We start from the raw sequence: 13,483 nt of genomic DNA on the forward strand, positions 1-13,483 counted from the left end.
ACAAATGCGTGCCGGCGGCGCCGCGGCAAACTCCGGCTTTGACAAATCCTGCCAGCTTGATATCATTTGCATACGAATGAATTTTCCGACCCCTGTGCTGGAAGGATCTTTCGAAGTACCAGCTCTGGAAGGCCTCTTTTCGGGAAGGCAAAGCGTGATCCGTTACGCGAAACCCACCTCGGTCGACGAAGCGCTCGCTTTGCTTGGCGAGGGCGCCTGGCGCATCCTTGCCGGCGGCACCGATTTCTATCCGGCACAGGGCAGCAAACCGATCCGCGACAATGTTCTCGACATTAACGGCCTGGCGGCGCTGTGCGGCATTGCCGAGACGAGCGACCATTTCGTCATCGGCGCGCGCACGACCTGGACCGACATCGTCCGCCATCCCTTGCCGCCGGCCTTCGAGGCGCTGAAGCAGGCGGCGCGAGAGGTCGGCTCGGCGCAGATCCAGAACGTCGCCTCGGTCGCCGGCAATCTCTGCAACGCCTCGCCTGCCGCCGACGGCGTGCCGGCCCTGCTCGTCCTCGATGCCGAGGTCGAGCTGCGCTCGGTGGCAGCGACGCGGCACCTGCCGTTGCAGGACTTCATTCTCGGCAACCGCCGTACGGCTCTGCTGCCCGGTGAGATGGTCACTGCGATCCGCGTGCCGAAGCCCAGCGGCACGTCGGCTTTCGTCAAGCTCGGCGCCCGGCGCTACCTCGTCATTTCCATCGCCATGGTGGCAGCACGTCTGGCCGTCGACAATGGCACCGTCCGGCAAGCGGCGGTCGCGGCCGGCTCCTGTTCGGTGGTGGCCAAGCGGCTGGCCGGCGTCGAAGCCGCGTTGTGCGGGCTGCCGGTGGATGGCGAGCTTGCCGATGCGGTCCTGTCCGCGCCGATGAGCGAACTGTCGCCGATCGCCGATGTGCGCGGCAGCGCCGAATACCGGCTCGATGCAGTGCGCGAGATTGTTGCCCGCGCCGTGCTTGCGGCTGTGGGGCGGACGACTGGCGAAGAGGTGGCGGCATGAGCCAGGTTCAACCTGACGTGCGTGAAGCAGTGCCCGACCTGGGCGCCGTTCGGCCTGCTCGCGGCCCGGAGCGCGTTGACATCGCCTTCGAGGTCAATGGCAGCGTCGTATCGGTCAATGTGCCGCCGCTGCGCCGGCTGTCCCTGGTGCTGCGCGACGAACTGGGGCTGACCGGCACCAAGGTCGGCTGCGATGCCGGCGATTGCGGCGCCTGTACGGTGCTGGTCGACGGCGATCCCGTCTGCGCCTGCCTGATGTCGGCGGCGTCCGCTGCCGGCGTATCGGTGACGACCGTGGAAGGGCTTGCCAACGGCCGGCTGTCGGCGTTGCAGGCCTCTTTCCTTGCCCATGGCGCGGCGCAGTGCGGGATTTGCACGCCCGCCCTGTTGGTTGCGGCGACGGCGTTGCTGGAGAAGAAGGCGAGCCCCACCGAGGTCGAGGTACAGGACGCGCTCGGCGGAATTCTGTGCCGCTGCACCGGCTACCGGAAGATCATTGCCGCAGTGATGGATGCCTCCCTGCAGGCAGCAAGCCTGGATTTCCGCTTGCCCCGGTCAGGCCACGCGATCGGTTCCTCGCCCATCCGGCTCGACGGCGTGCCGAAAGTCACCGGGGCTGAGAAATTCGGCAGCGATTCCTTCCCCGCCGATGCGCTGGCGGTGCTGGTGATCCGCTCTCCGCATTATCACGCCAGCTTCGCCTTCGGTGACCTCGATGGCTGGGCGAAGGCACATCCCGGCGTTGCCGGCGTCTTCACCGCAGCCGACATTCCGGGAAAAAACTGTTTCGGCGTCATCGGCCCGTTCGCCGACCAGCCGGCACTGGCCGAAGGGTTTGCCCGCCTTCGCGGTGAGGCGGTGGCGTTGGTCGCTGGCGAGCGCGAGGCGATGCTCGATATCGACCTCTCGGATTTTCCGATCCGCTGGACCGAATTGCCGCATGTTCTCCAATCCTGCGAAGCGCGCGCCGGCGGTGCCAAGCTCATCCATGAGAACAGACCGGCAAACCTGCTGACCTCCGGCTTCGTCGAACGCGGCGATCCGGAAGGGGCCCTTGCCGGTGCAGCGTTCACGGTTTCCGGCGTCATCGACACCTCCTATGTCGAGCACGCCTATATCGAACCGGAAGCCGGCTATGCCTATGTGGACGGCGACACGCTGGTCGTCGTCGCCTGCACCCAGGCGCCCTATATGGACCGCGACGAGACGGCGAAGGTGCTCGGCCTTGCCGTCGACAAGGTGCGCATCGTGCCGACCGCGACCGGCGGCGGTTTCGGCTCGAAGCTCGACGTCTCGCTGCAGCCGCTGATCGGCCTTGTGGCGATGAAGACAGGGCGGCCGGCGGCACTTGCCTACACCCGCACCGAATCGATGATGTCGACCACCAAGCGCCATCCGGCCGAGATGAAGGCGACCATCGGCGCCGATGCCGACGGCCTTGTCACCGGCATGATTTTTGAAGGCGATTTCAACACCGGCGCCTATGCAAGCTGGGGCCCTACCGTGGCCAACCGCGTGCCGGTGCACGCCTCCGGACCTTATGCGACGCCGAACTACCGCGCCGAAGGCCGCGCCATCCATACGCATGGGCCGATCTCCGGCGCCTTCCGCGGCTTCGGCGTGCCGCAAGCGACGATCATGCAGGAGACCCTCTACGATGAGCTGGCCGGCAAGCTCGGCATGGACAGGCTCGATTTTCGCCTGAAGAACTGCCTTCGTAACGGCTCCGAAACGGTCACAGGACAGCTTCTGGACTCGGGCGTCGGCATTGCCGAATGCCTCGAATCGCTGCGGCCGCACTGGGCGCGCGCAGCGGCCGATGCGGAGGCATTCAACAGTGCCAACACAGATAGGAAGCGCGGCCTCGGCGTCGCGTCCTGCTGGTATGGCTGCGGCAACACCTCGCTGCCCAATCCGTCGACCATTCGGGTCGGCATCGCGGCCGACGGCACGGTCATCCTGCACCAGGGCGCTGTCGATATCGGCCAGGGTTCGAACACGGTCATCGCCCAGATCTGCGCCGACGCACTCGGCCTGCCGCTGGAGAGATTCCAGCTGAAGAGCGCCGATACATCAATTACTCCCGATGCCGGCAAGACATCGGCCTCGCGCCAGACCTTCGTCACCGGCAAGGCGGCCGAAAAGGCCGGCCGCGCCTTGCGTGAAAAGATCCTGCGTTTCGCCAATGTTTCGGAAAAAGCCGCTCTCCAACTCGACGGCCCGGCGATCGTCATCCGCGAAGGCGAAGCCACGCGCCGCATCGACCTCACGACGTTGGACCTGGATGCCGAGGGCTTCGTCTTCCGCGCCGAGGAGAGCTACGACCCGCCGACGCTGCCCCTCGATGCCAAGGGCCAGGGCAAACCCTACGCCGTTTACGGCTATGGCGCGCAGATTGCCGAGTTGGAGGTCGATCTCAAGCTCGGCACGGTGAAGCTGATCAAGATCACCGCCGCGCATGATGTGGGCAAGGCGATCAACCCGCTGCTGGCCGAAGGCCAGATCGAAGGCGGTATCGCGCAAGGCATCGGCATGGCGCTGATGGAAGAGTACATCCCCGGCCGCACCGAGAACCTGCACGATTATCTCATCCCGACCATAGGCGACGTGCCGCCGATCGAGACCGTCCTGATAGAAGTTCCGGATCCGGAAGGACCCTTTGGGGCCAAGGGTTTGGGCGAGCATGTGCTGATCCCGACGGCGCCGGCAATCCTCAATGCCATCCGCCACGCCACCGGCGTGCTGGTCACCAAGATACCGGCGACGCCGACGCGTATCCGCGCTGGCATCCGCGAAAGAGATGGCATCCGCGAAAAGGAGGCACGCCGATGAGCGAGCTTGCCGAACGCTTCGAGACCCATGATCCCGGCGAGAAGCTGGTGGCGGAGAAGATCCGCTGCGATGCCTGCCCGGTGATGTGCTACATATCAGATGGGCGCACCGGCGCCTGCGACCGCTACGGCAATGTCGGCGGCAGGATCGTGCGGATGGACCCGCTGACCATCCTCGACCATGCGGCCGAGACCGGCGCGGCAATCGTGCCGTTCGTCGCCGAGGGCGAACAATGGGACGGCGAACTGGTCAACACCGGCCGCCGCTTCGTCACCGCAATCGGCGCCGGCACCACCTATCCCGACTACAAGCCGGCGCCGTTCATCGTCAGCCAGGAAGTCGAAGGCGTCGATCTCGTCACCGTCGTCACGGAAGGCATTTTTTCGTACTGCGGCGTCAAGGTGAAGATCGACACCGACCGGCATATCGGACCCGAGACGGCTATTGTGCGATCGCAAGGCGAGGCAATCGGCCATGTCACGACGGGCGAGTATGGCTCGCAGATGCTGTCGCTGGGCGGCGTGCATCATCTGACCGGCGGCTCGAAGGCCGAAGGACGCGCCACCTGCGACGCGCTGCTCAATCTGTGCAACCGCAAGCCGGTGGAACTGGCCATCGACGGCGGCGCCACCATAACAGTCGAAGCCGGCAAAGCGCCTGTCATCGACGGCAAGCAGGAACATCGCATGCGCGTCGGCTGCGGCTCGGCGACCATCGGCATGTTCGCCACGCAATGGCGCGGCCTTGTCGACGAGGTGGTGGTGGTCGACGACCACATCACCGGCGTCGTTTCCGAGCATCAGGCCGGCAAGGTGCTGGGCTGGCAGGACACAGGGATAAAGATCATCGGCCGCCGTTCGACGCCGGGCCGCTATTTCAAGGTGTCCGAGCCAGGCCTCGGCTGGGGCGGCACCAGCATTTCAGACCCGCTGTCGATCCTTGGCGAGTGGAACGCCAAGAAGGGTGCGCGGCCGGGCCTGTCGCTGCTGATGGTTTCGACCACCGGCGAGCAATTCGCCTATTACGAGCTCGACGACGAGTTGAAGCCGGTGCAAAAGCCGTTTCCGGAACGGCTGCAAAAGTCGGTCGGCCTGATCGAGGACAATTGCGAGCCGGCTTTGTGCACGGTGCTGTTCATCGGCGGCGCCGGCGGTTCGCTGCGCGCCGGCGTCACCGAAAACCCGGTCAATCTCACCCGCTCGGTTCAGGGCCTGACCACCTATGTCACGGTCGGCGGTGCGCCGGTCTATGTCTGGCCGGGCGGCGGCATCACGCTGATGGTCGATGTCACACGGGTGCCGGAAGGCGCCTTCGGCTATGTGCCTACACCGGCGCTGGTGGCGCCGATCGAATTCACGCTGCGCCGCGACGACTATGTCAGGCTCGGCGGGTACGAGGCCGAGATCCGCAGCGTCGAGGATATTGTCGCAAAAGGCGGTGAGTACCTGAATCCGCGCCGCGGCACAGGCGCCGAAGCCAACAATCCATGGCCGCCACTCGCGCAGCTACGTCGTGCCGGCTCGAATGGAGCCGGGTGATGCAAGGCCCGCAAGCGCATTGGCTGCAGGACGGCAAGCGGCTGCATCTCAACCACGGGCCGATCGACCTGATCGTCGAGGTTTTTGGTGAGGCGGATGAATGCCGCCGAGCCTATGAACAGGCCATAGCGCGCTTCCAGACGATCCTGGTGGAGCTGGTCGAGGAACTCCCCGAATTGCGGCTGCCGGCGTTTTTCCTGGCGCCGCGCACCTTCGCCGGCCCGACGGCGCGCCGCATGGAGGCAGCCGTCATGCCCCTGGCGGAATGCTTTATAACTCCGATGGCGGCCGTCGCGGGATCGGTAGCCGACGAAATGCTCGCCGCATTGCTTGCCGGTCGCAAGATCGAGCGCGCCTATGTCAACAATGGCGGCGACTGCGCGCTCCATATCGGCAAGGGCCAGTCGATGGGTCTGGCGGTAGCCGGTACCGGCAGCGGCATGGCCGACCGGATCACGATCCGCGCGGAAGATGGCGTTCGCGGCGTCGCCACCAGCGGTTGGCGTGGCCGCTCCTTCTCGCTTGGCATTGCCGACGCCGTCACCGTTCTGGCGCGGACCGGCGCCGAAGCCGATGCGGCGGCGACGCTCATCGCCAACGCGGTGGACCTGCCCGGCAATCCCGCCATCAAGCGCATTTCCGCACACGAACTGTCGCCCGACAGCGATCTCGGCTCGCGGCTGGTGACGCAAGGCGTCGGCACGCTTGCCTTTGGCGAAGTGGCGCGCGCGCTGGACAATGGCCTTGCCGTCGCCGAAGATTTTCGCCGGCGGGGGCTTATTGCCGGGTCGGCGCTGTTTCTCGGCGGCGAGATCCGCATCAGTGGCTCGGTTGCGCTTGCCGCGCCCAACGAAACTTCGAGGGAGGAAGTTGCCCATGCCTGAGTTTCCGATCCGCAAGATCGCGGTTCTGACCGAAGAGATCTTTCACGAGGGCGGGCCGGTGGCCAAGGTGCCGCGCCGCCGTGCCGCCGCCATGGCGCTGGTAAAGAACCCGTTCGCCGGGCGCTATGTCGAGGAGCTGCAGAGCGCCATGGACGATCTCAAGCCGCTCGGCCTGCTGCTCGCCGACCGGCTGATCGCGGCGCTCGGCGGCGACGTCAAGCAGATCGACGGCTACGGCAAGGGTGCCATTGTCGGCGCGGCGGGTGAGCTGGAACACGGCGCCCTCTGGCATGTGCCCGGCGGCTACGCCATGCGCGAGCGGCTCGGCGACGCCAAGGCGATCGTGCCGTCGGCCAAGAAGGTCGGCGCTTTCGGTTCGAAGCTCGACGTGCCGCTCGGCCACATCAACGCCGCCTATGTGCGCAGCCATTTCGACGCCATGGAAGTCGGCATGTCCGATGGTCCGCGCCCCGACGAGATTCTGTTCTGCCTCGCCATGACTTGTGGCCCGCGCATTCACGATCGCATGGGTGGTCTCGCGGCCGATGACATCAAAGCCTGGGATGGGCTGCGGTGAGCGGCGAGGACAATCTGCTCAAGCTGGTCGAGGTCGAGGCGCCGGACGACCAGGATTACCTCCTGCAGGAGCAGGTCGGCTTCATCCTGCGTAAGGCGCATCAGCGCCATGTCGCGATCTTTGCCGCGCATATCGGCGATCTGACGCCGCCGCAATTCGCGGCGCTGGCCAAGCTGCGTGACGTCGGCGAGACCTCGCAGAACCAGCTCGGCACGCTGATCGCGATGGATGCGGCGACGGTCAAGGGCGTCATCGACCGGCTGAAGGCGCGCGGCCTGGTCGAGCTTTCCAGGCACGAGGTCGACAAAAGACGGCTGCTGGTCAATCTGACCGCGGCAGGCCGCGATGCCATCGAGCGCCTGATCCCGCTGGCGCGCGAGATCACAAAGGAGACGCTGGCGCCGCTCTCGGCCAAGGAGATCGCCACCTTCATGAAGCTGCTGGTGAAGCTGGCTTAGACCCGCCGGGCGCCAAAGGAGGCACCCGGCAGGAAGTTTGCCTCAGAGGCCGTTGTCCTTCAGCACCTGGGCGGCGTTTTCCTTGGTGATCTTCTCGGTTGGCAGGGTAATGGTCTTTTCGACTTTCTCGCCGTTGAGGAACTTGATCGCCTGGCGCAGGCCTTCGGCACCGGGAGTGACATAGGTGAAGGTCGCCGTCAGCTCGCCCTTGTTCACCATCTGCACGCCTTCATTGGGCAGGCCGTCGATACCAATGAACTTGATGTCCTTCTCGCGGCCGACATCCTTGGCGGCGAGATAGGCGCCATAGGCCATCGGGTCGTTGTGCCCGTAGACGAGATCGATCTTCTCGTTGCTCTTCAGCGCGTTGGCCATCAGATTGTAGGCCTGGTCCTGCTTCCAGTCGCCCGATTGCTGGTCGAGCAGATATTTGATGCCCGGCTCCTTGTCGGTGAATTCGTGAAAGCCGTCATGGCGGTCATGCGCCGGCTGGGTGCCCATGCCGCCCCAGATCTCGACGACATTGCCTGCAGCCTTGCCCTTGCCGCCCAGCAGTTCGACGGCATATTCGCCGGCCGCGCGGCCGATCAGCGCGTTGTCGCCGCCGACGAACTGCGTGTAGTCCTTGGTGTCGACATTGCGGTCGAGCACGAAGACCGGGATCTTGGCGTCGATCGCCTGCTGCACGACGCCGGTCAGGCCGGCCGATTCCTTCGGTGACACCAACAGCGCATCGACCTCCTGGCGGATCAGGTTCTCGACATCGGCGACCTGCTTTTCGGTCTTGTCCTCGCCGTCGGTGATGATCAGCTCGACCTCGGGGTGCTTGGCGGCTTCGGCCAGGATGTCCTTGTTGAACTGCGCGCGCCAGGGCTCGATGGTCGTCACTTGGGAGAAGCCGATTTTCCACTTCTTGTCCTGCGCGTAAGCGTTGCCAGTGGTCAGCAGCGCGGTGGTGGTCAGCAGTGCCGCGGTCACGGCGGCAAGCTTCAGCATGTCACGTCGTTTCATTTTTTGTTTCCTCCGAGATTGAGAGACGGTGTCTCTTGCGACGGCCGCTTTGCCGCGGCCGTTTCCTTGTGCGCCGATTGCCCGCCGGGCAGGCGCAGATAGGCCAGGAGATCACCGGCATTGCGCTCCTGCACGAGCACGGTGCCGATGATGATCATCCCCTTCAGCACCAGCTGAAGGTTCGAATTGATGTTGTGGAGCTGCAATATGTTGGAGAGCAGACCGAAGATCAGCACGCCGCAGAACGTGCCGATGAGGCTGCCGCGCCCGCCCATCAGGCTGGTGCCGCCTATGACCACAGCGGCAATGGCGTCGAGCTCCAGCCCGGCGCCGGCATCCGGCTTGCCTTGCCGGTACTGCGCAACATAGAGCACGGCGGCAATGCCGGCGAGCAGCCCGGAGACGGCATAGGTGGCGATCTTGACGCGGCCGGCGGCGATGCCGGAGAGGCGCGCCGCCTCCTCGTTGCCGCCGATGGCATAGACATAGCGGCCGAACGGCGTGAAGCGCAGCACCGCGCCGTAGATCACGATGGCGCCGAGGAAGAACAGGCCCGGCATCGGGATGATGCCGAACACCAGCGAGCGCAGGATCTCGAAATCGGCGGTGGCGTTGGAGCCTGTATAGACCGGCAGCACCGCATTGTTCTGGCCGGCGGTCAGCCGTGCGATGCCGAGCGCCGTCACCATCATCGCCAGGGTGACGATGAAGGGCTGCAGCCGTCCGGCAACGATGATAAAGCCGTTGAGCGCGCCGAACAGCAAACCAACGCACGGCGCCACCAGCAGCACGCCGAGCACGCCGAATTTCGGCTCGATCTGCGGCAGCAGAAACCACAGCGACAGGCAGCACAAGACCACGCCGACGACGGCGGGCGTGATCAGGCCGCGAATCCCGTCCAGCCTGATCTCGCGGACGAGATCGGCGCCGGCACGGGACTTTGCCAGGTTCTGGAAGATGAAGCGGGTGACGACGAAACCGAGGCAAAGCGCCACCAGCGCGACGGTCGGCACGCCCAGCACGACGCCCGGCGTCACGCCTGGGACCGTCAGCAGCATGGCACAGACCACCGAGCAGATGGCCATCAGCGAGCCGACGGAGAGATCGATGCCGCCGGTGATGATGACAGCCGTCATGCCGGTGGCGATCAGCCCGGTGGTCGAGACCTGGCGCAGCACGTCGAGCAGGTTGCCGTAGGAGAGGAAGATGTTGTTGCCCTTGGAACTCATCGGCGAGCCCAGCACGCCGATCAGGAAGATGGCGATCAGGCCCCAGTAGAGCTTGGTACGGGACAGGAGTTTCAGGGCAGTCATGCGGCTGGTCTCGATATGGTCCTGCGCGGGGCGGCGAGACGCATGATGGCCTCCTCGCTGGCCGCGTCGCGGGAAAGAATGCCTGTCTGGCGGCCATCGGCCATCACCAGGATGCGGTCGGAGAGATGCAAAAGCTCCGGCAGTTCGGAGCTGATGACGGCGATGGCCAGTCCATCGCGCGCCAGCTTGAAGATCAGGTCGTAGATCTCGCGTTTGGCGCCGACATCGATGCCGCGCGTCGGCTCGTCCAGCAACAGCACCCTTGGCCTGGTCGCCAGCCACTTGCCGATGACGACCTTCTGCTGGTTGCCGCCGGACAGCGTGCCGGCAGGCTGGTCGATGTCCCGGCAGCGGATGCCGAGCGCCTTGACCGCCTGCCGCGCCAGCCCCTGCTCGGAGGCCAGCGAGCGGATGCCGAAGCGGGCCAGCGACCCGACCAGCGGCAGCGCGACATTGTCTGCGATCGAAGCCTGCAGATGCAGGCCTTGCGTCTTGCGGTCCTCGGTGACCAGTGCAATGCCCAGCCGCCTTGCATCGCGGGGCGAACGGATATCCACAGGCCGGCCGTCGACCTGGATTTCGCCACCGGTGCGGCCATCGCTCGAGCCGAAGATCGCTTCCAGGATCTCGGTTCGGCCCGAACCCAGCAGCCCGCCAATGCCGAGGATCTCTCCGGCGGCAAGATCGAAGCCAACGCCGTCGATCACCGTGCGCCAGCCATGCGCATCGGGCTTCGACAGCGACAGGTTTTCGACCGAAAGCACAATGTTGCCGCCGGAGTGGCGCTCTTCCTGGGAGGAAGCGAGCAGGTTGCGTCCGACCATCGCCGAAATGATCGCATCTTCGTCCAGCCTAGCCATCGGCTCGGTCAGTACATGGCGCCCGTCGCGAAACACGGTGACGCGGCTGGCCAGATGCATGACCTCGTCGATGCGGTGCGAGATGTAGACGATGGCGACACCGCTCTCGGCAAGCTGGCGGATGATGCGGAACAGCCGCTGGCATTCGGCCGGCGACAGCGCCGAGGTCGGCTCGTCCATGATCAGGATGCGTGCCGACATCGACAGCGCCTTGGCGATCTCGACCAGCTGCTGCTCGCCGACACGCAGGGCACCGACGCGGGCTTGCGGATCGAGCTCGATGCCGAGCCGCTGCAACAAAGCGCCCGCCGCGCGGCTGCTTGCCTTGCGGTCGACAATCAGCCCGGCGATCAGCTTCTCGCGGCCAAGGAAGATGTTGTCGGCGACGCTGAGTTCGGGCACCAGGTTGAGCTCCTGATGAATGATGGCAATGCCGGCATCCTCGGCGTCGCGTACGCCAGCGAAATTGACAGGGTGGCCATCGACGCTGACCGTGCCTTCATAGCCGGTGTAGACGCCGGAGAGGATCTTCATCAGCGTCGACTTGCCGGCGCCGTTCTCGCCCATCAAGGCATGAACCTCGCCGCGCCGCAGCTCGAAGCTGACATCGACCAGGGCGGCGATGCCGCCGAAGCTCTTGGAAATATGCTCGGCGCTCAGAACGGTGTCCGACCGATCGGCAGCGCCGTGCTGCGGGGAAAGGGAACTGCTCTCTCGCATGACAATGGCGGCCTCCCTTCCGTCCTCGTCAACTTCCCGCAAACGCTAATCTAAACGTTTCGATCATGTCAAGCTGATATGAGGTGCCGCATGTTTACTGCATTTCGATTCTTGCTAAAAAGGACAGGATTCCGTACGTATTGGCCGGCAAGGGTGGCGAAACGTTTCGAAAATGACAGCATCAGGGCAAAAAAAACACCGGAAATCCACCGCGCCCACCATGCTTCATGTGGCTGAAGCGGCACGTGTTTCTGTCGCCACCGTTTCGGCGCTGATCAATGGCACGGCGACGGTCAGTCCGGAGCTTAGCCAGCGCATCGAACAGGCGATCCGCGATATCGGCTACAAGCGCAACGCGATCGCCCGCAGCCTGAAGATGGGCACGACCCGCACGATCGGACTGACCGTGCCGCACATCACCAACCCATTCTTCACCGATGTCGTCTCGGTCATCCAGCAGGCCTTCGACCGGGCCGGCTATGCCGTCATGCTGTGCTGCACGGACGAGGATTTGAACACCCAGGACGATCAGATCAAGCTGCTGCTCGACCGCATGGTCGACGGGCTGATCGTGGCGCGCGTCGGCGACGGCGCGATCCTCAAGCGGATCGTCGACGACGCCAACGTGCCGGTGGTGCTGCTCGATCGTATCTGCAAAGGCGTCGACACCGATGCCGTGGTGCTGGACAACCAGCGCGCGGTGTTCGACGCCATCACCTATCTGATCAATCTCGGCCACCGGCGCATCGGTTACATCACCGGCACGTCGGACATTTCGCCGATGCATGACCGCATGGCGGGATATCGCGAGGCGCTTCACGCCGCCGGCCTGCCGATCGCGGAGGAGCTGATCCGCTTCGGCAATTTCCACGAGATCGACGGCTACAACGCGACCATGCAGATGCTGTCCTCGCACGATCGGCCAAGCGCGATCTTCTCGGCCAACAACCCGATGGTGATCGGCACCATGAAGGCGATCCGCGACATCGGCCTGTCCTGCCCGGAAGACATTTCAGTTGCCTGCTTCGACGACTTTCCATGGTCCGACGTGTTTCAGCCGCAGCTGACCACCGTCGCGCAGCCGGTGCAGGCGATCGGCGAACAGGCGGCCAATCTGCTTCTCGACCGTCTCGCCGGCAACAGGGACGCGCCGCCGCGCAAGCTTTTGCTCAAGGGCCGGCTGATGATCCGCAATTCATGCCGCCCGCTCGGGGCGATTGCGCAGAGCGTGAGCGCATAGTTTTTCGCCCAGCATATATCGTACCAGAACTTGTCAGGCCGCCTGCGACAGCGATTTGTGCGCCTCGGCCAGGATCTCGAACGACCGCACCCGCGCCGCATGATCAAAAATCTGCGCGGTGACCATCAGCTCGTCGGCGCCGGTGCGGCGCACGAAAGCATCGATGCCTTGCCGCACCGTTTCCGGGGAGCCTACGACGGCGCAGGACAATGCCTGGCCCAGCATGGTCTTTGCCATCGGATCGAGATCGCGGTCATAGTTCTCGACAGGTGGCGGCAGCCGTCCGGCCCGGCCGGTGCGCAGATTGACGAAAGCCTGTTGCAGCGAGGTGAACAGCAAACGAGCCTCGGCATCGGTGGGCGCGGCAAAGACGTTGAGGCCAAGCATGACATGCGGCTTGTCGAGCTGCTCGGAGGGTTGGAAGCGCGAGCGGTAGACATCCAGCGCGTGATCCAGATCCGCCGGCGCGAAATGCGAGGCGAAGGCATAGGGCAGGCCGAGCATGGCGGCAAGCTGCGCGCCGTAGAGGCTGGAGCCGAGGATCCAGACCGGCACGCCCTGGCCTTCGCCGGGCACGGCACGGATGCGTTGGCCTTCCTCGGCCGGCTGGAAATAGCCCATCAGCTCGACGACATCCTGCGGGAAATTGTCGACCCCGGCCTCGAGATTGCGGCGCAAGGCGCGGGCGGTACCCATGTCGGTGCCGGGCGCCCGGCCGATGCCGAGATCGATGCGGCCCGGATGCAATGCGGCCAGCGTGCCGAACTGCTCGGCAATCACCAGCGGCGAATGGTTGGGCAGCATGATGCCGCCGGCGCCGACACGAATGGTCTTGGTGCCGCCGGCGACATGGGCAATGACGACGGCTGTGGCGGCACTGGCAATACCCGGCATGTTGTGATGCTCGGCCAGCCAGAAACGCTTGTAGCCCAGGCGCTCGGCATGGCGGGCAAGATCGAGCGAGTTGGCCAGCGACTGCGAGGCATCGCTGCCTTCGACGATCGGCGACAGGTCGAGAACGGAAAGAGCGGTCATGGGTGGG

General features: G+C 65.0%; 11 protein-coding genes. 7 read left to right on the forward strand and 4 right to left on the reverse strand.

All coding sequences use genetic code 11. From position 1 onward, the window contains the following. Positions 1–154: 154 nt before the first annotated feature. Genes AC0NIL_RS02950 through AC0NIL_RS02975 form a run of 6 tightly spaced genes read left to right on the forward strand, consistent with a single transcriptional unit; the run spans position 155 to position 7,297 of the window. Positions 155–1,009: an FAD binding domain-containing protein gene (locus AC0NIL_RS02950; protein WP_027161092.1), complete on the forward strand. Its 855-nt coding sequence runs from the start codon at positions 155–157 to the stop codon at positions 1,007–1,009. Then, positions 1,006–3,840: a molybdopterin-dependent oxidoreductase gene (locus AC0NIL_RS02955; RefSeq protein ID WP_275953270.1), complete on the forward strand. Its 2,835-nt coding sequence runs from the start codon at positions 1,006–1,008 to the stop codon at positions 3,838–3,840. Before AC0NIL_RS02950 ends, AC0NIL_RS02955 begins: the two co-directional genes overlap by 4 nt. Further along, a complete protein-coding gene (locus tag AC0NIL_RS02960; RefSeq protein WP_064992808.1) occupies positions 3,837–5,378 on the forward strand; it encodes a 6-hydroxynicotinate reductase in 1,542 nt (513 codons plus the stop codon). Before AC0NIL_RS02955 ends, AC0NIL_RS02960 begins: the two co-directional genes overlap by 4 nt. Continuing rightward, the gene (locus AC0NIL_RS02965) at positions 5,378–6,262 is read left to right on the forward strand and encodes a UPF0280 family protein (protein WP_275953271.1); all 885 of its coding nucleotides are present in this window, start codon (positions 5,378–5,380) and stop codon (positions 6,260–6,262) included. Before AC0NIL_RS02960 ends, AC0NIL_RS02965 begins: the two co-directional genes overlap by 1 nt. Next, positions 6,255–6,839, forward strand: coding sequence for an amino acid synthesis family protein (locus AC0NIL_RS02970; RefSeq protein ID WP_224674701.1), 585 nt, complete (start codon positions 6,255–6,257; stop codon positions 6,837–6,839). The genes AC0NIL_RS02965 and AC0NIL_RS02970 overlap by 8 nt, the downstream gene beginning before the upstream one ends. Then, positions 6,836–7,297: a MarR family winged helix-turn-helix transcriptional regulator gene (locus tag AC0NIL_RS02975; protein WP_013528454.1), complete on the forward strand. Its 462-nt coding sequence runs from the start codon at positions 6,836–6,838 to the stop codon at positions 7,295–7,297. The genes AC0NIL_RS02970 and AC0NIL_RS02975 overlap by 4 nt, the downstream gene beginning before the upstream one ends. Before the next feature lie 42 nt (positions 7,298–7,339). On the opposite strand, the gene AC0NIL_RS02980 is transcribed toward AC0NIL_RS02975, so the two are convergent. The 3 genes from AC0NIL_RS02980 to AC0NIL_RS02990 are packed head-to-tail and all read right to left on the reverse strand — an operon-like array spanning position 7,340 to position 11,201. After that, on the reverse strand, positions 7,340–8,308 hold the full coding sequence (locus tag AC0NIL_RS02980; protein WP_013528455.1) for a substrate-binding domain-containing protein: 969 nt from the start codon (positions 8,306–8,308) through the stop codon (positions 7,340–7,342). After that, positions 8,305–9,621: an ABC transporter permease gene (locus AC0NIL_RS02985; protein ID WP_013528456.1), complete on the reverse strand. Its 1,317-nt coding sequence runs from the start codon at positions 9,619–9,621 to the stop codon at positions 8,305–8,307. The genes AC0NIL_RS02980 and AC0NIL_RS02985 overlap by 4 nt, the downstream gene beginning before the upstream one ends. After that, complete coding sequence (locus tag AC0NIL_RS02990) at positions 9,618–11,201, reverse strand: sugar ABC transporter ATP-binding protein (protein ID WP_473572816.1); 1,584 nt, start codon at positions 11,199–11,201, stop codon at positions 9,618–9,620. Before AC0NIL_RS02990 ends, AC0NIL_RS02985 begins: the two co-directional genes overlap by 4 nt. 220 nt (positions 11,202–11,421) lie before the next feature. On the opposite strand from AC0NIL_RS02990, the gene AC0NIL_RS02995 reads away from it, so the two are divergent. Then, positions 11,422–12,441, forward strand: coding sequence for a LacI family DNA-binding transcriptional regulator (locus AC0NIL_RS02995; RefSeq protein WP_013528458.1), 1,020 nt, complete (start codon positions 11,422–11,424; stop codon positions 12,439–12,441). 33 nt (positions 12,442–12,474) lie between these two features. On the opposite strand, the gene AC0NIL_RS03000 is transcribed toward AC0NIL_RS02995, so the two are convergent. Continuing rightward, positions 12,475–13,476, reverse strand: coding sequence for an LLM class flavin-dependent oxidoreductase (locus AC0NIL_RS03000; RefSeq protein WP_064992802.1), 1,002 nt, complete (start codon positions 13,474–13,476; stop codon positions 12,475–12,477). Positions 13,477–13,483: the final 7 nt, after the last annotated feature.

This window comes from Mesorhizobium sp. WSM1343 (assembly GCF_055901535.1).